Source organism: Saccharospirillum sp. (assembly GCF_039982735.1).
Classification (GTDB): domain Bacteria; phylum Pseudomonadota; class Gammaproteobacteria; order Pseudomonadales; family Natronospirillaceae; genus Saccharospirillum.
This window is the reverse complement of the sequence record NZ_JBDWXV010000010.1, coordinates 222,346-243,552: the sequence shown is the minus strand read 5'-3', so window position 1 is coordinate 243,552 and position 21,207 is coordinate 222,346. Positions and strand designations below refer to the sequence as shown.

At 56.0% G+C, this 21,207-nt stretch carries 19 protein-coding genes; 4 read left to right on the top strand and 15 right to left on the bottom strand.

The window, feature by feature from the left end; all coding sequences use genetic code 11:
- Positions 1 to 10: 10 nt before the first annotated feature.
- The 4 genes from prsK to ABJT94_RS07910 form a co-directional block, all read right to left on the bottom strand.
- Complete coding sequence (prsK, locus tag ABJT94_RS07925) at positions 11 to 2,047, bottom strand: XrtA/PEP-CTERM system histidine kinase PrsK (protein WP_348476332.1); 2,037 nt, start codon at positions 2,045 to 2,047, stop codon at positions 11 to 13.
- Between the two features lie 170 nt (positions 2,048 to 2,217).
- Positions 2,218 to 2,592: a hypothetical protein gene (locus ABJT94_RS07920; RefSeq protein ID WP_348476333.1), complete on the bottom strand. Its 375-nt coding sequence runs from the start codon at positions 2,590 to 2,592 to the stop codon at positions 2,218 to 2,220.
- A gap of 113 nt (positions 2,593 to 2,705) precedes the next feature.
- Positions 2,706 to 3,488 (bottom strand): PEP-CTERM sorting domain-containing protein, encoded by a 783-nt coding sequence (locus tag ABJT94_RS07915; RefSeq protein ID WP_348476334.1) that lies wholly within the window; start codon positions 3,486 to 3,488, stop codon positions 2,706 to 2,708.
- 497 nt (positions 3,489 to 3,985) lie between these two features.
- Positions 3,986 to 4,402, bottom strand: coding sequence for a fibronectin type III domain-containing protein (locus ABJT94_RS07910; protein ID WP_348476335.1), 417 nt, complete (start codon positions 4,400 to 4,402; stop codon positions 3,986 to 3,988).
- Between the two features lie 457 nt (positions 4,403 to 4,859).
- Here ABJT94_RS07910 and glmU point away from each other — a divergent pair, with 457 nt between their 5' ends.
- The 4 genes from glmU (at position 4,860) to ABJT94_RS07890 (ending at position 10,592) form a co-directional block, all read left to right on the top strand.
- Positions 4,860 to 6,224, top strand: coding sequence for a bifunctional UDP-N-acetylglucosamine diphosphorylase/glucosamine-1-phosphate N-acetyltransferase GlmU (gene glmU, locus ABJT94_RS07905; RefSeq protein ID WP_348476336.1), 1,365 nt, complete (start codon positions 4,860 to 4,862; stop codon positions 6,222 to 6,224).
- A gap of 139 nt (positions 6,225 to 6,363) precedes the next feature.
- The gene (gene glmS / locus ABJT94_RS07900) at positions 6,364 to 8,193 is read left to right on the top strand and encodes a glutamine--fructose-6-phosphate transaminase (isomerizing) (RefSeq protein WP_348476337.1); all 1,830 of its coding nucleotides are present in this window, start codon (positions 6,364 to 6,366) and stop codon (positions 8,191 to 8,193) included.
- Positions 8,194 to 8,348: 155 nt separating this feature from the next.
- Entirely contained in the window at positions 8,349 to 9,428 is a 1,080-nt protein-coding gene (locus tag ABJT94_RS07895; protein ID WP_348476338.1) for a hypothetical protein, read from the top strand.
- 90 nt (positions 9,429 to 9,518) lie between these two features.
- A complete protein-coding gene (locus tag ABJT94_RS07890) occupies positions 9,519 to 10,592 on the top strand; it encodes an acyltransferase family protein (protein ID WP_348476339.1) in 1,074 nt (357 codons plus the stop codon).
- A gap of 49 nt (positions 10,593 to 10,641) precedes the next feature.
- Here the strand turns inward: ABJT94_RS07890 and ABJT94_RS07885 are convergent, their stop codons facing one another.
- The 11 genes from ABJT94_RS07885 to dinB all read right to left on the bottom strand — a co-directional run bounded on the left by ABJT94_RS07885 (position 10,642) and on the right by dinB (position 21,201).
- Entirely contained in the window at positions 10,642 to 11,235 is a 594-nt protein-coding gene (locus tag ABJT94_RS07885) for a PEP-CTERM sorting domain-containing protein (RefSeq protein ID WP_348476340.1), read from the bottom strand.
- Between the two features lie 132 nt (positions 11,236 to 11,367).
- Positions 11,368 to 11,778, bottom strand: coding sequence for an acyl-CoA thioesterase (locus tag ABJT94_RS07880; protein WP_348476341.1), 411 nt, complete (start codon positions 11,776 to 11,778; stop codon positions 11,368 to 11,370).
- Positions 11,775 to 12,806, bottom strand: a complete 1,032-nt coding sequence (locus tag ABJT94_RS07875; RefSeq protein ID WP_348476342.1) for a histone deacetylase family protein — start codon at positions 12,804 to 12,806, stop codon at positions 11,775 to 11,777. The genes ABJT94_RS07880 and ABJT94_RS07875 overlap by 4 nt, the downstream gene beginning before the upstream one ends.
- Positions 12,807 to 12,949: 143 nt before the next feature.
- A complete protein-coding gene (locus ABJT94_RS07870; RefSeq protein ID WP_348476343.1) occupies positions 12,950 to 13,450 on the bottom strand; it encodes a PEP-CTERM sorting domain-containing protein in 501 nt (166 codons plus the stop codon).
- Between the two features lie 159 nt (positions 13,451 to 13,609).
- On the bottom strand, positions 13,610 to 13,819 hold the full coding sequence (locus tag ABJT94_RS07865) for a DUF2061 domain-containing protein (RefSeq protein ID WP_348476392.1): 210 nt from the start codon (positions 13,817 to 13,819) through the stop codon (positions 13,610 to 13,612).
- 148 nt (positions 13,820 to 13,967) lie between these two features.
- Positions 13,968 to 15,137, bottom strand: coding sequence for a DUF418 domain-containing protein (locus ABJT94_RS07860; RefSeq protein WP_348476344.1), 1,170 nt, complete (start codon positions 15,135 to 15,137; stop codon positions 13,968 to 13,970).
- Between the two features lie 112 nt (positions 15,138 to 15,249).
- Positions 15,250 to 15,906, bottom strand: coding sequence for a DUF6064 family protein (locus ABJT94_RS07855; protein WP_348476345.1), 657 nt, complete (start codon positions 15,904 to 15,906; stop codon positions 15,250 to 15,252).
- Between the two features lie 35 nt (positions 15,907 to 15,941).
- Positions 15,942 to 16,877, bottom strand: a complete 936-nt coding sequence (locus ABJT94_RS07850) for an aldo/keto reductase (RefSeq protein ID WP_348476346.1) — start codon at positions 16,875 to 16,877, stop codon at positions 15,942 to 15,944.
- A 110-nt stretch (positions 16,878 to 16,987) separates the two neighbouring features.
- Complete coding sequence (locus ABJT94_RS07845; protein WP_348476347.1) at positions 16,988 to 19,150, bottom strand: TonB-dependent siderophore receptor; 2,163 nt, start codon at positions 19,148 to 19,150, stop codon at positions 16,988 to 16,990.
- A gap of 161 nt (positions 19,151 to 19,311) precedes the next feature.
- On the bottom strand, positions 19,312 to 19,926 hold the full coding sequence (locus tag ABJT94_RS07840) for a transporter substrate-binding domain-containing protein (protein WP_348476348.1): 615 nt from the start codon (positions 19,924 to 19,926) through the stop codon (positions 19,312 to 19,314).
- Between the two features lie 222 nt (positions 19,927 to 20,148).
- Positions 20,149 to 21,201: a DNA polymerase IV gene (dinB, locus tag ABJT94_RS07835; protein WP_348476349.1), complete on the bottom strand. Its 1,053-nt coding sequence runs from the start codon at positions 21,199 to 21,201 to the stop codon at positions 20,149 to 20,151.
- Between the last annotated feature and the right edge of the window lie 6 nt (positions 21,202 to 21,207).

Here is a 21,207-nt window from a genome sequence, read left to right as displayed (position 1 = left end):
TCCTCCTGGTTTACTGGCCATTGGCACTGAACACAATGGCAAATTCGGTACCCTGAAACGGTTCACTGTTAACACGCACGTGGGCGCCAATATGTTCAAGGTAGGTTTTGGTCAGGTAAGCGCCAATGCCTACCCCGGTATCGGTTTTGGTGGTGCTGAAGGGTTTGAACAGATGATCCTGAATAAACTCCAATGGCATGCCGGTACCGGTGTCTTTAATGCTGAGCATGGGGGCACCGGTCGGCGACAACCCGACGGACAAGGTAATGCGGCCTTCGGGCAGGGTGGCATCCTGGGCGTTGCGAATCAGGTTTTTGATCGCCAGCATGAACTTCTGCCGGTCGGCATCGATGGAAAAGTCTTCTTCAGTCAGCAGCTCGGGTTTCGGGTCCCGGTCGCTGCATTCGCTGACCAGCTCGCGCAGCAATTCATAAACCTGCAATTGGCGGCGGTCTTCTTTTCCGGTCGGGTTGAACTTTGACATCAGACCTTGCATGCGTCGTACTGAACTGGCTACGGTCTTGATCATGTCGTCAATGAAGGCCGGATTGGATTTATGACGTTCGGCGTTGCGGTGCAGCAAATCGAGCTGCGCCACTACGTTGTTCACATCGTGCATGATGAACGCCGACAGCCGGTGGTAGGTTTCCATTTGCTGGCCTTCACTGATCAGCTTTTCCTGCTCGTGCAAACGAATGTGACTGGCGATCTGGGTGCAGACGTTGGTCAGCAGATCCAGGTCTTCAAACGTAATGTTGGGGGCGGCGATGGGCTGTTCCAGAACCACAAACCCGGTCATCTTCATCTGGTTCAGCAGCGGTGCCATTATCCAGATGCGCGAGTCTTCCCGCACCCAGTCTGGCAGGGTGTCGTTGTACATGGCCAGGCTGGGGTTATCGGTATGGGGTACGAAGATCCAGGCGTGTTTGACCATGGTACGAACAAAAGGCTCGCCCAGAGAGAGTTCCCGGGGCAGTGATTCCCGCCTCATGGTCGAGGCTTTGAAAGACAGCGATGGACCTGTGTTGATCCACAAGGCACCTGCGTTCGACTTTACCGCCGTGCAGATCACCGACAACAGCTGTTGGTGGTAATGTCGGTGCGAGGGGTCGAGCTCTGAAAGTCGGCGGATGAGGGTTAGCCACTCTTGCCGGTAATCGTATTTCTGGTTGAAAAAGTGCTTGCTGGCCATGACTTCGAAGCGCTGTCTCAACTCTTTGGAAATAAACAACGCGGCGGCCAGCAAGAGTACGACGAGCGTAAAGAGGGTGTAGATATAACCGCTCCAGAACCCGCCCAGTATTTTAACGTAAGACCCGCCAAGGGCTGCCAGTGCCATGAACCCCAGCGTGAACACAACAGAAGCGGAATAGAAAAACACCGGGCGCGACAATTGCAGTTGCGGCCGGTGGTTTTGATAGTCCCGAAACAGCAGGGTGCCGATCAGCAATACCACCGCCAGTAACCAGGCGGCGGCGGTGCGTGTTTGCCACGCCAGTGTTGAGATGGTGCCAGTGAACAGTTGCTGACCATACACCATCACATCGGCGGCCAGGGAGAGGGATAGACATACCGCAAGCAGTTTGATTAAACGGTGCGGCCGAACGTTGCGCACTGTCTGTTCCGTCATGATCACTATCGAAATGGCCATAGCGATATACAGCGACGCAGTCAGCCAGGTGGCGCCGATGAACAGCCAGATCACCAGCAATGCCGCAGCGACCAGCGCGACAAATATCAGGGCAAGGCCGAGCGTGGCACGCGGCCACTGTGACCACTGGGCGTGTCGCTGCAGCAGCCAGCTCATGGCGGCAAACCATCCCGCGAAACGGAGCACTTCGGCCGATAATAACCAGGGTGTGGCATTGGTGGTAAAGGAATAGCTGCCCAGCATCGCGAGCAACCAGACAAGCTGCGCCGAAACGCCGAGCGTCAGTGACCATTGCCAGCGCTGGGTGCGAGATCGATAGGCCATAGCCATGAGCAAACAGGCCGTCATGAGAGTGGCCGTGCTGATGACCGTATAGGTGACCGAGAGGTAGTTCATAGTCCGTTATGGCATTCCCTGAGCGGTTCTTGACAGAACACTGTTCATCCTTGAATTGCTCAACAGTATAGCGCTAAGTCGGGTCCGGGTCAGGCGGGTAGACGAAAAACTTTACAATTTGAAGCAGCTATGAGAAAGGGAGGCGCGAGCAGGGCGAGCAATCACACTTCTCAGCGGGCCCTCACCCAGTTGCTGTAAATACCTTCGTGGTCGAATGCGGCGACTTCAATAATGGCCGATTCGGGGTTTCTGACGTCTTTCAGCAAATACTGGTCGGTGTCGTTGTCGCGAATCAGCACGACGGTAAAGCGGTTATCGTTGGCCTGGCGGTACCGAATTTCATAGCCACCGAGTTCTTCTGGCGGAAGCGTGTCACCATTGATGCGTTCTTGCGGGGTTTCCCAGTACAACATGACATCTCCCTGGCTAAAGCCTTGGGGCGACATGCAGCCGGCAAGCGATAATAGCAACGCGAACAAGCCCAGGTGGAATACACCGGACCATCGGCTCAGTACAAGGTGTTTCACTGTGTCGATAACTGCCATTAATGCTTCCGGAGGAGGGCTGACGCGCCACACGGCTGCGCCAGCTCTGAACAGGATGAATACCTGAAACTGGTTAAGCGCCGGTCTTGTTCAGACCGTAACGTCAAACCCCGTTATTGGTGGCGAAGGCGACGACGCGCTGCTCCGACACCAATCAGGCCAAGGCTCAACAACGCCAGCGTGGCTGGCTCCGGTACCGGAAGCGAGCCGACGGTGATGGTATCGATTCCCCAGCCATCGTTCTTGTTGGTTCCGTTGTCGAACAGCAATGAAGCGCTGCTGATCGCGACATCGGCCATCAAGGAAACGTACATCAGGTTGCCATTACTGAGCGAACTGTTCAACTGAGTTGTGTGCTCGGTACCGTCATCGAACACCAGTTTGAGCGACGCGCCCTGATCGTTGACGTCCGACAGGTAGAAACCGAGGCTGTCAAAAAAGCCGACACCTGAGATATCCCAACTGACGATGTCGGCATCGTTGCTGTCGAGCCAGTTGGTTGCGTGTGATGGGGAGCGTCCGAACTCACCGGTGCTGCTGTTTTCAATCATCAGCAAGTCGGGGCGCACGTCGCTGCTGTTGGCAGCGCCGTCTGATTTCACCATGGTGAAGGTACCTACCGCAGTGCTGAACTGTTCAGAGGCCATTACCCAGCTGCTCTGCTGGTTGCCCGTTTGCACGGCGCCCAGAGAAGTTGCCCCGGTGGCGGATATCGTGCCCGGATTATCGAAGGTTTCCTGCTGGTAACTGGCCAGGCTGCTGAGATAGTCGGCTTCGGCCTGGGTCGCTTGCACCGAGCCATAGCTGACGTTGGAATAGATAATGGCAGCCTGAGCGCTGGAGGCGGCAACCAGAGAGGATATGACAACCGCAAGTGAGATCGTTGATTTACGCATATTCATTCCCTGAGACAAGACCGACTGAAAACGATTCAGTGCTCTTACAGCGCAGCAGGAAAACGGCCACGCCCGGTCATGGTCGCCTCGCAGCGACGTGATGACAGACCTTTAGCGATTATCGTGCCAGACCGGTGGTGACGGTAAATTTTGGGCAAGAAAGCAGGGTGGTTTACGCCCTGAGCAGAGGCTCCCATTGACCGCTCAGTTGTCTCCAGGGCTTATTGTATGGGGACAATCATGTTTTGCAGCCGGCGCAATCCCGCGACTGTAAATAAGCGCATTCGAATAGACACCATGAATAAACGACATCGGTCGAGTGCAGGTTTGTTAAGAATACCGACACACAGGCGGATCTTGGGTCGTGAATGAGCTGTGGGGTAAAACAGGGTCAAAGCGTGTAGGTGGGGGGGTTGATGAGTGTAGGTGACCAGATCCCTGGTCCTGATTTTAATTAATGCCTTTTAAATCGGGTCATTCCCCGAAAGCAGAATGGCTTAGCTGCCCTGGGCAACGACGAACTCGCTGTATATGCCGTTGGAATCAAAGACGGCCACTTCGAAAACCAGGTCGTTCACGTTGGTCAGCGCATCGAATGAGTATTGCTCAACCGCGGGGTTGTCGATCACGACGTTGGTGTAGTCGTCTGAATTCATGGCGCGGTAGCGAATTTCGTAGCCACCGATGTCGGTGAAATCCATAGGCTCTCCGTTCAGTCGCTCGACTGGCGCTGACCAGTACAGTGTCAGGGCGCGGGCCTGTGAGTCGTTACCATTGCCACCCTCAGTACCGTCATTGCCGCCACTTGAACTTCCGTTGCTGGTGGTATTGGCCGAACCAAATTCAGCGGGTTCAATCTGGCAACCATACAGCGCCAGCAAGGTGGTGCAGATAATCAGTAGTCGTGCCGTCATTGGGTTAGAGCCTCTGAAGTAGAGCAGTAAGAAGGTTGAAGTGAGAGCACTATACGGAGACTCGATGGCCCTGCCTGTGATGGAGTTCATAAGCTGCATAAAGCTGACAAAAGTACCGACATCGGTAACAAAAATGGCGCGTTTTCGAGGCTTTTCCGTGAGTAATTTGACGTAATCGATGATCTTTTCGGAACCAGTTCACGTTATTCGGGGAACTAATACCGCCTGACGGAAAACTGACGGCGTCGCATTGCCATTCGGCGGCTATAAAACCTGCTTTGGAACGCATTTCGTGGTCAATAGATGCGCGGTGCGGGTGTCGGTACCAGGCTGGCGTGCAGCCTGGTTTCGGTCTTAGTGGCCTGTCAGGAAAATCCTGACAATTGCTCACTTGCGACCTGAAGACTTGGCGCTAGAATGCAGCGAATCGTTCATGATTGGGTAACAGGAGAAAGAAATGGATGTCAGTGTCGTTATTTTGGCAGCGGGTCAGGGCTCAAGGATGAAATCCCGGCTGCCCAAGGTGCTGCACCGGGTTGCCGGAGTGCCCATGGCTCGCCACGTTTATCAGACCGCATGTCAATTCAGCAGTGACATTCATCTGGTGGTTGGCCACGGCGCGGACCAGGTTCGGCAGGAATTCAGTGACACGGCTGCCCGGTTCTGGCTGCAGGCGGAGCAACTCGGAACCGGCCATGCGGTAGCCCAGGCGATGCCAGGCGTGCCGGAGACTGGCGCTGTGCTGGTGTTGTATGGCGATGTACCGCTAACCCGTGCAGAAACCCTGAAAACCCTCATTGAGCAAGTATCCGAACACACCATGGGGCTTCTGACCGTGCAACTGGATGATCCGGCGGGCTACGGTCGCATCGTACGCGATGCAAGTGGGCAGGTGATGTCCATTGTTGAACATAAAGATGCCTCTTCCGAGCAATTGGCCATCAATGAAGTCAACAGCGGCATTATGGCGGTACCTGCGTGGATGCTTCATGCCTGGCTGCCCCGGCTACAGAACAACAATGCCCAGGGTGAGTACTACCTGACTGATTTGATCAGCATGGCGGCGAGCGAGGGGGTTGCGGTTCAGGCCGTTCAGCCAACCGACGTGGAAGAAACGCTGGGAGTGAATAACCGGCAGCAACTGGCGGTGCTGGAGCGCTGGTATCAGCAGCGAGCGGCCAATGCCCTGATGGCTGAAGGCGCAACCCTGATGGACCCGGCACGGGTAGACATTCGCGGCACCGTTCGGGTCGGTCAGGATTGCCTGATCGACGTTAACGTCGTGTTTGAAGGCGAGGTCGAACTGGGTGCTGGTGTGCGCATCGGGCCGAACTGCGTGATTCGCAATGCCCGGCTTGGCGACGACGTTGTGGTTGAGGCCAATACTCTGATCGATGGCGCCCAACTGGGCGCCGGCGCAACGGTCGGCCCGTTTGCCCGGCTTCGCCCGGGGACCGAACTGGATGAAGGCGCTAAGGTCGGTAATTTTGTCGAAACCAAAAAAGCCCGGCTCGGTGCTGGCAGCAAGGTGAACCACCTCAGTTACATCGGTGACGCGATAATTGGTGACGCGGCAAACATTGGCGCTGGCACCATTACCTGTAATTACGACGGCGTGAACAAGTTCGTAACCGACATTGGCGCTGGTGCGTTTGTTGGCTCCAACAGCACGCTGGTTGCACCGGTTACCATCGAAGCGGGTGCTTTTGTGGGGGCCGGGTCGGTACTGACCAAAACTGCACCGGCCGATCAACTGACAGTTGGCCGGGCCCGCCAGGTGACGGTAAAAGGCTGGACGCGTCCGGCCAAGCAGCCGCAGTAAGACTCGACAGGTTGGTAAGAGCAAAGAGACCGACTCAATTTGAAATCAGCCCGGGCGGCCAACGTGCTTGCCCGTGGCACTCATAATCGATTCATGGCGGCCCCGGAATGAAGGGCGGCGAATCACAAGGAGCAAAACTATGTGTGGCATTGTAGGCGCAGTAGCACAACGGGATGTGGCAGAAATTCTGGTCGAAGGTTTGCGTCGTCTCGAATACCGGGGCTATGACTCGGCCGGCGTGGCCATCATCAACGACGAACAGATGCACCGTGTGCGTCGCGTCGGTAAGGTCAGTGAACTGGCTGCGGCGCTGGATGAGTCGCCGCTTTCCGGTGGTACCGGTATCGCCCACACCCGCTGGGCTACGCACGGCCAGCCAAACGAGCGTAACGCTCACCCGCACGTGTCGGGTGACAACGTGGCTGTGGTGCACAACGGCATTATTGAAAACCACGCCCGCTTGCGCCGTGAACTGGAGCAGGAAGGGTTTGCCTTTGCCTCGGAAACCGATACCGAAGTCATCGCCCACCTGATCGAAAAAGAACTGCGCACTGCTGACTCCCTGTTGCAGGCGGTGCAGCGCGCGCGCAAACAATTGGTGGGTGCCTATGGCACGGTGGTGATGGACCGGCGCGATCCTTCCCGGCTGATCGTCGCGCGCTCTGGCTCACCGCTGGTGATTGGTCTTGGCATTGGTGAAAACTTCATTGCGTCCGACCAACTGGCCTTGCTGCCGGTTACGCAGCAATTTATTTTCCTGGAAGAAGGCGACGTTGCCGAAATTACCCGGCGCAGCGTGCACATTGTGGATGCAGACGACCAAGTCGTCGAGCGCGCCAGCCAAACCAGCGACATCACGCACGATGCCGGCGACAAGGGTCCGTTCAAGCATTTCATGCTGAAAGAAATTCATGAACAGCCCGACGCCATTAACAACACCCTGGAAGGCCGCATTACCGATACCGACGTGGTCACCGAAGCCTTTGGCGCGGGATCCAACGACATTCTCGCTGGCGTTGAAAACGTTCAGATCGTCGCCTGCGGTACGTCCTATCACGCTGGCCTGGTGGCGCGTTACTGGTTTGAAGAAGTGGCGGGTGTGCCGTGTCAGGTTGAGATCGCCTCTGAGTTTCGGTATCGCAAATCAGTGGTCGCGAAGAATGCTTTGTTTGTCACCATTTCCCAGTCGGGCGAAACCGCCGACACCCTGGCCGCGTTGCGGTTGGCAAAAGACCTGGGTTACACCGCTACACTGGCCATCTGCAATGTGCCAGGCTCATCGCTGGTGCGCGAGTCGGACCTGGCGTACATGATGCGGGCTGGTGCTGAAATTGGCGTCGCCTCCACCAAAGCCTTCACTGTTCAGTTGATTGGCCTGATGTTGCTGGTGCTGAGTGTCGCCAAGCACCGCGGCGTCGACCAGGCCACAATTGGCCGAATCGTTCAGGGCTTGCGCGGCTTGCCCGCTCAAATGAAGCAGGCGCTGACCCTGGCGGAAACCATTGAAGACCTCGCCGAAGACTTTGCCGACAAACACCATGCGCTGTTTCTGGGCCGCAGCACTCAGTACCCGATTGCGATGGAAGGTGCGTTGAAGCTGAAAGAGATCAGCTACATACACGCCGAAGCCTATGCCGCTGGCGAATTGAAACATGGCCCGCTGGCACTGATCGACAGTGACATGCCGGTGATCGTGGTCGCGCCGAATAACGACCTGCTGGAAAAACTGCACAGCAACATGGAAGAAGTACGCGCCCGGGGCGGCCAGCTCTATGTGTTCGCTGACAAGGGCGCGCATTTTACCGCGGGTGAAGGGCTTAAGCTGATCGAACTGGAACCGATCGATGACATACTGGCGCCAGTTCTCTATACCGTGCCACTGCAGTTGTTGAGCTATTACGTTGCCATCATCAAGGGTACCGATGTCGACCAGCCCCGTAACCTCGCCAAGTCGGTCACGGTCGAGTAGGGCAATCAGTCATCGTTCCTTTTTGGGGTGATGGCTGGTCAGTTGTGTAAATAGATGGTATAAACCGGGGCCAGAAAAGGGAATCTGGGCCAGGTGGTTGGAAACACCGATACCACCGCCCCGGTAGACTGTTTGAATCAAAAAGGAATTTGATAATGCTTCCTGCTGTATTTTTTTCACGGTTGATGTTTCTTGTCCAGCGCGTAACCACCAAGACTTCCTCTGTTTTATTCGCCACCTGTGGTCTGGTTCTGCTCGCCACCGGCTGTGCAGACGGCTCAGGCTCCGATTCTAGCGGCAGCGTCAACAACCAGTCCCAGTCCCCCGGTACAGCACTGCGTACCTCCTCCTTTGAGTCTTCAGCACAGTGCCCGAGCGGTGGTGTACTGCTGGAGCTCGGTTTCGACACCAACAAAAACGACATCCTCGATGAGGACGAAGTGCAGACCACTCAGGAAGTGTGTCATGGCACAAATGGTACCGATGGATCCAATGGCTCGGACGGTGATGATGGTGAAGATGGCACCGACGGCGTAAATGGTACCGACGGTGTGGACGGAACGGATGGCGCAGATGGTACGCCCGGGTTAGTAAACCTGGTCAAGTTGAATGTTGAAGCACCCGGCCTGAATTGTCCCTATGGCGGAACCCGTATTGACAGCGGTCTGGATGCAGACAATAACGGCAGCCTGTCGGAGAGTGAATTAAGCCAGACCCAATATGTGTGCGAACAACAAAGCTGCCTGTGGACAGACAACGACGATGGCACCACCACCATCAGTTGCGACGGTGAAGACGACCGGGTGGTCTTGAATCCGGATGCGCTCGGCTTTACCTCCCGAACCAGTTGTGGCGTGTCTATTGATCACCCTGAGGGTGGCGGCGCTACGATCCCGCTGATTTATACCATTGATGCCATTGGTGACTACCTGAAATTCGTTACGCTGAACGTCCTTGATGGTGATCGCCAAGTCTCTAATTCCCGCTTGCTTACATCAACGATGACCAATCCTTCTGAATTCACTTTCAGTGCTATTACGGTGTACTTCGATACCTTCGGTACAGCAACCGGAGGGCGATACCAGACATCGCTGAACGAGACAGAAAATGAAATTGCCATCCTGTACTATGACAGTGAGCTTACTGGCGGAGGCCCTGCTGGTGGTATCTATAAAGCGTTTACCGATGGAAATGGGCCTGGGGTGTGCAACAAGGTGTTGGCCATTGCCGATTAGCGGTATAGCGATGTAATCAGGTTTGATTGACAGGAAAGTACACAATACCGGGTGACTGGTATTAACAATTGCCTTCACCCAGGGATGTGTATGAACAATCTAGCGCGCAGCTTGCATATCGATGTTGCAAAAGGCATTTCCATCATTCTGGTGGCTTTGTCGCACAGTAATTTCATTTACTTTGCCCCTAAGTTTTCAGCCGCCATGGCCTTGTTCCGGATGCCGCTGTTCTTTTTCCTGTCGGGCATTTTTTTCACCACGGCGGTCAGCTTCAGGCCGTTTCTGATGAAGAAAGCGGATACCCTGTTAAAACCTTATGCCATTACCATGCTGATGGTGTTGCTTGTGTTCTTCATGGCAGACTCGGGAGCCATGCTGTACAAAATAAAGGTTGTTCTTTATGGCAATGGCCAGATTACCAAGTGGGAGCCCCTGTGGTTTCTGACCCATTTGTTCGCGTTACATATCCTGCTTTATCTGGTATTCCGGTTCACGCGGATCAGTACCTGGCCCACCCTTCTGAAAGTCGCGTTTGTGGCAACGTTGCTGGTGGCGGGCAGTCTGCTGATGGATGTGTTCTGGAACAAGTCGATCTCGATTCTGGGACGAGCGGTTGAGTTTCCCGGCCTGCCTTTTAGCCTCGATCTGGTGCTGATCAGCAGTGCTTTTTTCTCGATGGGGTTCTTTTTGAAAGATAAGGCCGTAGCGTTCAAGCCTGCGCTACCGGCGATGGCGGTTGCAATGCTAGTGCTGGTTTGTGTTGCTTACTTTACCCAGGCAGAGCTGGTGTTGTACAAGCGCATACTAAGTGAACCGGTGTTTGCCTTGCTCGGTGCATTCAGCGGCATATACATCGTCTTGTGTGTGTCCTGGGGATTACTGAAAACCGATAGAGTCAGTCGGGTGCTGATTATGTATGGCCAAAAAAGCCTGTTTATCCTGATCTTTCACATGTTCATTGGGCGCAGCCTGTTCGAAGCGATGATGCGACATTGGGGTGATCAGTATGAGTTGTATTACGCGCTGTTGTCATTCGTGGTGAGTATTGTTGTGCCAATCTACATCGCCAGGCTGGTGGCGATCAATAAAGTGCTGTCTTTCCTGTATTTGCCGTTTTCCGGTATGAAACGACCGGTGTTGGTACTCGGCGAAAAAGGGGCCTGAGCAGCCCCCTGCCATTAAGCCAAACCGAGGTTGGCTCAATAACCGCGTATCAGGAGAGCGATTTCGCCCGGCGGCGACTGAGCATCAAACCGGCAAGGCCAAGCCCGACCAGCGCAATTGAGCCAGGTTCTGGAACGCTTACCGCAAATTGAGTGACATGACTGATCACCCAACCATCCAGTTTCCCATTGCCGTTCTTATCGACCAGAGGCTCCAGGTCAGCCAATTGGAAGACGCCCCAGTCAAGGCTAGCCGTATTGGACATCAATGCCCAGGATTGAGCATTCTTGATGAGGTAATAGGCCGGTTCTTCGCTCAGAGAGAACGCAAAAACGTTATCGCCATCGGTGCTGAACAGGCCGACTTCCTCGTCTTTCACCGAATACTGAAGCTCGGGCGAGCTGCTCAGAATCGAATTCACCCAGGACGTCTCTGTCGTAGGGTTGGAATTGCCGAGTGAATCGGTGATAGCAAGAACCGAGTCTGTTTCGCCAACGTCAGTGCCATTGAAGCTACCGGCATCAGTGATGACGTAAGCCTGAGTGGTGCCAGCGAGCGCGCCTAGCAACAAACAGGTTGCCAGGGGTTTAAATAGGGGCTTAGCGGAGCTTAGAGGGCTCACGTACTGCTTGGAAGACATCATATACCACCATCCTATGGGAGTTATGTCGGGCAATATGATGCTGATCAAAGGCTATGCCATAGTGGTATAAGCCTTGCGGGGTGTGACTTGTGTCACAAACGAAAGATCGGTTTGTAAAATAAACCGACACAATTATTGTTCTTGCCGGTGTGACAGCTGCGCAATCAGGCCCTCGGGTATCGAGGGCCGACCGCGCTGATTCAACGCTGTTGCGATTATTTTTGCATCCAGGCAGAGGGCATTGTCCGACTGCCGGATCACACTTTGTTCAAAGACAAACCGAATTCTGTCCAACATGCTGAAATTCAGGCCGATGTAGAACTCATCCTGGCTGGTGAGAGAGCGTGTGTAATCCAATTCGGCCCGCACGACCACCAGGTTGATGCCCTCGCGGGCCAGGGCGGCGAAGTCGACCCCCCGGGCCAGCAGGAACTCGTGCCGGCAATGCTCCAGGTAGTTCTGGTAGACCGCATTGTTGACGATGCCCTGCAGGTCGCACTCATAATCACGGACTTTGAAGTCGAGTCTGTACTGATAGCTCATTGGTTCGATTCAAACCCTTCCAGCACATTAACGGCGTTAATGCCGATGGCGTCGACATCGTAACCGCCCTCCATGGTGAACAGTGTCGGCAGGTTCAGGCTGGCGATGCGCTGGCCCATGGTCAGGTAGTCGGCAGAGGTCAGTTTAAAGAAGGAGATCGGGTCGCCTTCGAAGGTATCGACCCCCAGCGCCACGATGACGGCATCCGGCGCGTACCGTTCAATTTCCCGACAGGCTCGCTCAAGCCCTTCCTGCCAGACACTGAACGGCGTGTTGGGCGGGTAGGGAATGTTCAGATTATACCCCTCGCCGGCGCCTTCACCGGTTTCCTCTTCGAAACCGAGGAAATGCGGAAAGGCGAAGTCCGGGTCACCGTGCAGGCTGATGGTCAGTACATCGTCGCGGTCATAGAAAATGCTTTGAGTGCCATTGCCGTGATGGAAGTCGACATCAAGAATCGCCACGCGCCGAGCGCCCTGGTCCAAAAACGCCTGGGCTGAGATGGCGGCGTTGTTGAAGAAGCAGTAGCCGCCGTACATATCGGAGGCGGCATGATGGCCGGGCGGACGACACAGGGCGAAAGCGGCCCGGTCGCCGCTTGCGACGCGCTTCTGAGCCGTTAACGCTACCTGAGCGGAGGCATAGGCGGCATCCCAGGTGCCTTCGGTAATGGAAGACTCGGCTGAAAAGCTGAAATACCCGAGGCGGCCATCAATGTCTTTGGGTTCGCGGTGTCGCATGCCCCGCCCGGCCCAGATGGCGGGTATGGCTTCGCCGGGCTTGCCAGCGGCGGTCCATTCATCCCAGCACTGTTTGAGAAAGTCGACATAGTCGGCGCCGTGAATACGCAGTATCGGGTCGAGACCGAATTCTTCGGGTTCGATGACATCGCCCAGCTTCTGATGAATCACCCGCGCGAGAATGGTCTCGGCTCGGGAGGGTTTTTCGTAGGGGTCGACCAGAATGCCGCCATCGAGTTCAGACTTAACCGTACGGCGGTGGTGGAGGGGCGAGAAAACGGTTTTCATGGCGGCTGAGATCCGTGAATTTGGGAAAGCGCACTTTCTCACAGCAGAGCGGATCTCTCAATGCTTTGGCCTGGTGTGGGGCCTGGATGTAGGGCATAAAAAAACCCACCGTCAGGTGGGTTTCTTATCTACTGCAAGTTAGATCAGGCGTTGGCGTCTTTACGGCGACGTGCAACGAACAAACCGAACAGGCCAGCACCTACCAGAGCAATGGTACCTGGCTCAGGAACTTCGGTAATAACCGAAAGAACCGATTTGCCGACGTAGAAGTCACCTAACAGCGAGGTAACGGTAACGTCCAGCAGGCCATCGGAGTTCAACGCGGCCAGGGCTTCTAGCTCCAGCTCGTTGTTGAAGTCGTTGGCATAGAAGCGGAAGCTGCCGGTGTCGAAATCGAAGTCTTCAACGGTCACCAGGCTGAATTCCCACCAGCGATCTTTGTCATCGCGAATTTCGATGTCCAGGTTGCCACTGATAGCCGAACCCAACACAAAACCATCGTCGTTGATGTTGTGGGTGTATGAGTAAGACTGCCAGGTAGACAGATAATGGTTTTGTTCGATGGTGTCTGTGATCAAACCAGCATGGGCGACAGAGATGCTCGCAACCAAACCAGCCAGCGTCAGACCTATAGTTTTTAACATGAGCTCACCTATTCCATTTACAAAGTTGTCGGTAAATCCATTTTCATGGCTGGCATTCTCAATGCAAAGGCTGGGCCATCTTCCTGATACGCTCTTATAGAGGGCTTTGTCCTGTTTCTAAGGGAGGCAAATAGGTCGTATCGTAAAACTTACCGACACTCAGGCACGAAGCGCCTGAAGGTCCGCACCGAGGTGCTTGCGGGTTGTGATGCGGCGCCACACTTTTTCATGAAAATAGAACGCAACGGTATTGATGGCCGGTTCCACCATGGCCACCAGGCTACCGATCAGGATGTCGCCGGTCAGCGCCCAAGTCACCAGGAAGGCAACGGTGAAGTGCATGACGGCGAAGGTAACGGTTTTGACCAGATCGCGATTCCGGGTCAGGGCTTTGGTTTTTTGCAGTGCTAGGTACATGAGAGCGCTTGCCTGTGATGTTAGGTGGTTTTGAAAATGATAAGCGCTATCATTTAATAAGAAAGACTATCGATTTTATCTGTTTGATAGTCTTGCTATATTAACCTGTATTCATTCGCCGGAAGGCTAGCCAGCGCCACAAGCGTTCCAGTGGCCCCTGGCCAATGCGGGTTGTCCAGACGTGGGCAATGCCAATCTGTAATACCGTGACCACAGCGACGATCAGCAGGGTTTCGAGCCGGTTCAGGGTACCCCACAGACCGGGCGCAATTTGTGAGAAGAACAGCACCGTCAGAGTCGACTGGCTAAGATACAGCGTAAAAGCCATCTTGCCGGTGTTTCTGAGTGCGGTGACCAGCCAGTGCCCTGACTGTGCCAGCGGCACCAGCAGCGACGCATAACCGATCGCCATGGGCGGGCCTGCTATCATCATCAGGCTGATGGTCGATTGTGCCGCGCTGGATTCCGGCCCCCACCAATAACGCAACCCCGTAACTCCAGCCCCCCAAAGGAACCCGAGCGCCGACAACGGTATCGCCCAACGCCAGGCATTCGGGTTGTTAAAAAAGCCGACACGGTACAGTGCGATACCGATCAGCATCAGCCCGGAACTGAACCAGAAGGTGACGAACGGCATCAACATCAGCATGAAGGTGTTTTCCGTGATGTTGTTTAAGGTTCGCTCGCCCAGGTCACTGTTGCTTGCGCGCAGTTCTGCGAGCGCTTCCTGGCTGTAGGGCAGGTCGGGTACCTGCATCAGGTTTTCGCCGGTCGCCAGTGAACCAAAGAGGGTGTAGCCAAGCAGTAGCTGGCCGATGAGTAAAAAAACAATGCCGGTAGTGACCAGGTGGCGAACGGAATCGCCCAGGTGGCGAATCACGAAGAAACCACAGAGCGCATACAACGCCAGCACGTCGCCAAACCAGATGAAAAAACCGTGCAGCAGGCCAATAACCAGCAACCAGCCCAGCCGACGCTTGATCCAGGGTTTTGGGGCGGTTCCGCGGTGCTCCATTCGGTCCCACTGTACCGCCAGGCCAACTCCGAACAACAGGCTGAACAGGCTCATGAAGCGGGATTCGACAAACAGCGACTGGAACAGATACACCCAGTCATCGACCGGGCCGCCCGCCTCGTGCCAGCGCGGTACCGAGTAGGCAATGTCTGGTGCAGTCATCGAGTAGATGTTCATGATATAGATGCCGAGAATGGCAACACCGCGTATCAGGTCAAGGCTGTCGATCCGGTTCAGTGTGCTGGTCGTTTGCATGGCGGGTAGGCGGCCAGGTTGGGAAGTTGTCTGCAGTTTGCCAGAAAAACCGAAGACAGGTTACCGTCGTCAGTCACAGAAATGGGTTCGGGGCATGGGTGGATTGCCTGCTTCACAATGCCGTGGTGGGGCCGTTAGCCCGTGGCTTGGTTGAAGACAGCGTTATTGACGTAACCAACAGCGCGGCCACAATAATCCAGGCTTCCGGTGTGCCCAGGGTATATAGCGTTAACCCGCTCAAGACCAAAACGACTAGAGGAATGGGCAGCAGTAGCCAGAGGGATTTGTTGCTGGCTACCATTAACGCGTACCCCAGCGTGGCCAGTGCCGTTGCATCGGGTGCCAGGCCGACAAACTCTGCGCTGCCCAGCGAGCGGCCAAACATCAGGCTGGTAAAGGGATGAATAATAACGGCGTAAACCAGCATCACAAACCCTGCTGATCCTCTTGCATCCCGCCTGGCCAGCGGCCGGTTCAGTTGTGGGTTAATACCGACCAGCAGAATTAAACCCGCCTCTAGCAAAAAGAACGGTACCGCGTACCGCGCGGCCCAGTTCACCGATGCGTAATAGAGCCACAGAAATAAACAAGCACTGCTGATCCAACACGCAGCGAGCAGCAGGGCTGTCGCGATTTGTACTGACCGGTGGCGTGACCAGACGCCTACCAGGAGCAAACACCCCAGTGCAATTACAGCGGGTAGCAAGGCACCGACCAGCGAATTGATCTGATCAAACAGGCGCCAGTAAACCCGTTCAGAGAACAGCATAAAATCACTCAGGCGATAGCTGAACCCGCTGTCCATTACAGGTCGCGCACGTAAGCGGCCATGCGCTCGCGTTGTCTGGCATCGGGCAGAGGACCGGAGGCGCAGGCCATGTTTTCTCGCACGTGATCGACCCGGGTGGTTGCTGGAATGGCGCAGGTGATAGCCGGGTGGGATATCACATATTTCAACAAGAACTCGGCCCAGTTGGTAGCGTCGAATTCATGGGCCCAAGCTGGCAGGGGTTTGCCCTCCAGCTGGCGTATTAACTGCTTTTGCTGAAACGGCCGGTTGGCGATGACCGCCATGCCCTTATCCATCGCCAGGGGCAAAATACGGTCTTCAATATCCCGGTTTAGGATGTTGTAGGAGACCTGGATAAAGTCCAGCGGCTGCCCATGCATGACGTTTTCAAACTCGGCGTGACGACGGCTTTCCGAGGTAGTAATGCCAATGTACCGGACCTCACCGGCGGCTTTCATCTGTCGCAGCAGACGCAGGTGCGGTTCCCAGTTCACCAGGTTATGCACCTGCAATAAATCGAAACGCGGCACGCCCCAGTGTTGTTCAGAAGTTTCTATTTGGTTGGCGCCGTTGTTGGCGTTGGATGTCCAGACTTTATCGGCCGAGAAAACCGGTGTCGACTCGCCGAGTTTGTTTAGCCCAAAACCCAGGGTGTTCTGAGACGAGCCGTACATGGGCGATGAATCGATCATGCGACCGCCCGCTTCAAAGAATGCTGCCATTACAGCGGTGCTCTCGTTCAGCAAGGTGGTGTCATTACCGACGTTAAAGGTTATCCAGGTACCCAGGCCAACAATGGGCAGCGCCTCGCCAGAGGAAGGAATGGCGCGGGTTCGCACCGCTGGCGCAGCTTCTGCCCAACTGCCGAGCGGCAACATCGATGCCCCCGCTAGCACCAGGCTTTGCTGCAGCAAGTGGCGGCGGGTGAGGGTCTGTTGTAGATCGGTCACGGCTTACCCCGGCGATTAAACAATAGCAGAGGTAAGGGTAGTAGAACTTCCGTTGCTGTGGCGCCCTGGCAAATGTGAGACGCTCCCGGCGGCTGGCCGGGAGAGGGTCACTAGAAACTCAGGTCGACTGAGAGGGCAGCTGTTCTCGGCTGACCCTGGATTAAATACCCGCCTGCCGCTGACGCCCAGTATTGCTCTGAGGTCAGGTTTTCGATGTCTGCACGCCAGGTCATTTCGATGCTGTTCAGTGTCATCCGGTACCGGGCCCCCAGATCCAGTTGCGACCAGGCATCCAATTCGAGGGTGTTGGCGATATCCGCGTATTGCGGCCCGTTGTGTTGCACATTGGCCCGCGCTGTCAGGCCATTAACAACAGGAAGATCCCACTCGACACTGGCGACATAGCGGTACGCCGGAACGCCGACGGCCTGGTTACCCTTATAGGCCGGGTCTGCCGTGTCCAGCAGCTCTGCACTGACCCAGGTGGCACTGCCAAGCAGACGCAGGGTAGGGATGGGTTCACCGTAGAGGCTTAGCTCCAGGCCCCGGTTTTGTTGCTCGCCGTAGTTGCCGTAGAGGGTGGTGTTCGGGTCGATGTAGGCCGTCGGCTGGTCGATCTGGTAGAGGCTCACGCTGCCGCCGAGGGTGCCCAAATCCACTTTGGTACCCACTTCGATTTGCTGGCTGGTGAAGATTCCGGTGACTTCCCCCGCGTTGCCGGCATTGAAGGGCGCAACCGCGCCAGGTTGCAGCGCTTCCATACGGTTGGCAAACACCGATACCGCTGGCCGGGGCTTGAACACCACGCCGTAAGCGGGCGACACCTGCTCTTCGGTGAACCGGTTGCTTTCGCTACCATCGTAATCGAAGTTGGTGACATCGATGCTCTGGTAGCGGGCACCCAGCGTGACCAGTAGGCGTTCGTTGATGAACCCCAAGGTATCGGAGAACGCAACGCCTGAATTTTCAGTTCGGCTGTTTATATTGGGTGAGTCCATATCACCCCCGGCGAAGGACGTTGCCGGGTAGGCAGGATCGGTCGGTTCGTAAAGGTTGGTCGCGAACGCCGGGAACGACATGGTGTAGGCCGATCGGGTCTCGCGTGATAAATCCGACACAGCCAGGTTCAACTGATGACTGACCGGTCCCGTGACCAGACTGCCGCGCAAACCAGCCAGGGCTGAGAAGGTGTTCGATTCGAAGGGGACCGTTAACCGGGAAGCGGTGGCGTCGCCGTCGGTGTTGCTGACCTCCGGTGAGGCGTATTCGCCAAATTCATCGGTTAGGTTGCCACCGAGGGCGGCGAAGACCGACCAGTCGTCATTGAGGTCTACTTCGCCCCGGGTCATGGCGAACACCGACTCCATGGTCGACGTCACCCAGGAGGGGGTGTAGTTGTGGCTGTTATCGGGCGCGTCGGGAATGGCCGTCAGGCCACTGCCGATGTAAACCACCGACCGGCCATCATCCACCACCTGGTTCTGATAACCGATGTTCACCAATGCCCGCGACCGGTCGCCTTCATAGTCGAGCGCCAGGGTAACGGCGGTCGATTCCCGGCGTTCGGCGTCGATGGCGGAATCACCCTGGCCGTGGTTCAGCATTACTCGGCTGCCCCACTGTTGCTGGCTGCCAAACCGACGACCGACATCGGCGCTGGCATCGAAATAACTGTCGGAACGATAACCCAGGCTCAAGCCCGCAGTCGGTTCGTAGTCCGCTTGTTTGGGTTCAATGTTAACCGCACCGCCTACACCGGTGCCGCCGGGCGCAACTCCCTGAGTGAAGGCGTTGGCCCCTTTGAACAATTCAACCCGGCTGGCCATGCTGGTGTCTATGATTTGCCGTGGCAATACGCCGTAAAGGCCGCCATAGGCAACGTCGTCACCGTAGAGCGTAAAGCCTCGCACCATAAAGGTTTCGGCGTAGTTGCCATAACCGAGACCGGTTTGCACGGCGGCATCGTTGCGGAGTACATCGGCAAGCGTGTTGGCTTGCTGGTCTTTAATCAGTTGTTCGGTGAACCCTATGATCTGAAACGGCACGTCTTCGGCTTTTTGCTGGCCAAGAACGCCGATGCGTCCGCCCGGGGCGACCTGGCCGCCGGCATAAGGCAATGCTTGCAAGTCACCTTCAACCGGAGCCGAGTCGGTGATTTCCAGTGTATCCAGCGTGACGCTGTCTTCAGCCCAGGCCGGGGCAAAAGCCGGTAGCGTCGCTAAAAGAGCGATGCTAAGCGGGCGTACCCGTGACAAGTTCGGGTGTAGTGGCATGTTGGTGTATTCCTTGGAAAAGGGGTTGGCATTCAAGAGACGCGACAGGCGATGAGCACGTTTAATTACATTTAATAATCTAAGTAATAACTATTATCATATGTGATTGTGCAGAGGAGCGGAAGTGGGACGCAGAGTTTCAAGGTATCTCTGGAGTCTGGCTATCGGGCGGGCAGACCCAGTTGCTGCCGGTAGGCATTGTGGCGGGCGAGCAATGAACCGTCCTGCTCCATCTGCAGCAGAATGCGGGTGAGGTCGGGGAGTAAGTGCTGGTTGTCGCGGTGGATATAGTGATAAACGTTGATGCTGGCCAGGGGTGTTTTGAGCCGGTGAATATCCGATAGACCCATTTCGACGACGAAATATTGGGCCGACAATTCAGGTGAAATGGCGGCGTCAATGCGGCCCTGATTCAGAAGTTGAATCAGTTGGCGCGTCTGGTTGACCTCGACCCACTGCACGTTCTCCGGCCAGGTCAGACCAAAGGTCAGACTGCGCAGCCGGCCCAGCCGCACGGTTTCCCGGCTCAGCAGCGCTTCCCGGGTTGTTGGCTCGCCTTTTACGAAGGCGGTGATGTAAATCTGGGTCAGCGGCACGGGCACTTGAATGAGATCGGGGTTTCGTAGCTGGTGACCGTCTATCTGGGCGCTAACGGCATCGATATTTCCGGCGGCGATCATGCGGCTTTCGCGTGCCGTCGGGATTTCGACGAAAGTGACGGCCTGACCCAGTTGTTCATACACCTCGGTAAACAACGGCATACCAACCTGGTTCACGGCATTACCGGGAATTAAGGATACGACGAGAGGCCTGGTGTCAGAAAGGCACGTTGATTGTAACCCCGACACCAGCAACAAGGCCCAAAGGCCGTTACGAACGAGTGTTGACCGGTGCAGTAAGACCCCAATAGGCATAGGCTGACTACGTTGACTGCGTCTATGAAAGGTAGCACAAGCTTGGCGGGGGGCTCTTTAATCGGGGTTGCTTTACCCGAAGTGTTACCACAGGGGCAATTGTGCCGGAGCGTCCTGGTGTGGCACTTGGCTCAGCCGGTACCCTACGCCCAGCAAACGCACCGGGGCGCTGCGCCGGTGCCAGGCTTCCTCCAGCAGGGCGTTGAAAACGGACGCATTCGGGGCGGTATTGCTGTGTTCTGCCGTGGTTTGCTGGAAATCATTGAACTTGACCTTCACCACGGCCCCTTCAATGCGATAGCCGGTCAGCCGCGCAAAGCGGCGCTCCAGATCGTCGATCAGTTTTGGCAGTGCGTTGCGGCAGTGTTCCAGGTCGGGCAAGTCCTGAGCGAAGGTGTTTTCAGTACTGACCGACTTTCGCTGCCGCGTCACCTTAACACTGCGCTCGTCGCGGCCGTGCGCAAGGTCCCACAGCCGTTGCCCGAAGCTGCCGTTGCGTTCCAGCAGGGTGCGCAGAGATTGCTGACGCACATCGCCGCAGGTGTAGAGCCCCTGGGCGTGCAGCCGCTCGGCAGTGCGTTGCCCGACACCGTGGAGTTTGGTGACCGGCAAGTCGAGCACGAAGGCGTCTATTTCATCGGGCAGAATGACTTTCAGGCCGTCCGGCTTGTTCCAGTCGCTGGCAATTTTGGCGAGAAATTTGTTGGGTGCCACGCCGATCGATACCGTTAGCCCCACTTCCTGTTGCACGGCTACCCGAATCGCTTCCGCCATGCGGGTGGCGCTGCCCTGGCAGACAGTGCTGTTGCTGACATCCATATAGGCTTCGTCGAGTGATAACGGCTCGATCAGATCGGTATAGCGCCGGTAGATATCGAAGATCTGGGTGGAAACCTCCTTGTAGACCTCCATGCGGCCGCGCACCAGAGTCAGGTGCGGGCATTTTTTCAGCGCCATGGCGGTCGACATGGCTGAGCGGACGCCAAAAGCGCGCGCCTCGTAGTTGCAGGTTGCAATAACCCCGCGTCGGTCCACTGCGCCGCCGACGGCAATCGGAATGCCGCGTAACTCGGGATTGTCGCGCATTTCAACGGCCGCGTAGAAGCAATCGGCATCGCTGTGGAGGATTTTTCGCATGGTGTG

Excerpts from the sequence above, each read along its gene's own strand:
- ABJT94_RS07880 (WP_348476341.1), bottom strand. The coding sequence starts at position 11,778 with ATGAGCTATCAGTACAGACTCGACTTCAAAGTCCGTGATTATGAGTGC.
- prsK (WP_348476332.1), bottom strand. The coding sequence starts at position 2,047 with ATGAACTACCTCTCGGTCACCTATACGGTCATCAGCACGGCCACTCTC.
- ABJT94_RS07860 (WP_348476344.1), bottom strand. The coding sequence starts at position 15,137 with ATGCAAACGACCAGCACACTGAACCGGATCGACAGCCTTGACCTGATA.
- ABJT94_RS07845 (WP_348476347.1), bottom strand. The coding sequence starts at position 19,150 with ATGCCACTACACCCGAACTTGTCACGGGTACGCCCGCTTAGCATCGCT.
- ABJT94_RS07915 (WP_348476334.1), bottom strand. The coding sequence starts at position 3,488 with ATGCGTAAATCAACGATCTCACTTGCGGTTGTCATATCCTCTCTGGTT.
- ABJT94_RS07895 (WP_348476338.1), top strand. The coding sequence starts at position 8,349 with ATGCTTCCTGCTGTATTTTTTTCACGGTTGATGTTTCTTGTCCAGCGC.
- ABJT94_RS07920 (WP_348476333.1), bottom strand. The coding sequence starts at position 2,592 with ATGGCAGTTATCGACACAGTGAAACACCTTGTACTGAGCCGATGGTCC.
- glmS (WP_348476337.1), top strand. The coding sequence starts at position 6,364 with ATGTGTGGCATTGTAGGCGCAGTAGCACAACGGGATGTGGCAGAAATT.
- glmU (WP_348476336.1), top strand. The coding sequence starts at position 4,860 with ATGGATGTCAGTGTCGTTATTTTGGCAGCGGGTCAGGGCTCAAGGATG.
- ABJT94_RS07870 (WP_348476343.1), bottom strand. The coding sequence starts at position 13,450 with ATGTTAAAAACTATAGGTCTGACGCTGGCTGGTTTGGTTGCGAGCATC.
- dinB (WP_348476349.1), bottom strand. The coding sequence starts at position 21,201 with ATGCGAAAAATCCTCCACAGCGATGCCGATTGCTTCTACGCGGCCGTT.
- ABJT94_RS07875 (WP_348476342.1), bottom strand. The coding sequence starts at position 12,806 with ATGAAAACCGTTTTCTCGCCCCTCCACCACCGCCGTACGGTTAAGTCT.
- ABJT94_RS07910 (WP_348476335.1), bottom strand. The coding sequence starts at position 4,402 with ATGACGGCACGACTACTGATTATCTGCACCACCTTGCTGGCGCTGTAT.
- ABJT94_RS07855 (WP_348476345.1), bottom strand. The coding sequence starts at position 15,906 with ATGCTGTTCTCTGAACGGGTTTACTGGCGCCTGTTTGATCAGATCAAT.
- ABJT94_RS07885 (WP_348476340.1), bottom strand. The coding sequence starts at position 11,235 with ATGATGTCTTCCAAGCAGTACGTGAGCCCTCTAAGCTCCGCTAAGCCC.
- ABJT94_RS07890 (WP_348476339.1), top strand. The coding sequence starts at position 9,519 with ATGAACAATCTAGCGCGCAGCTTGCATATCGATGTTGCAAAAGGCATT.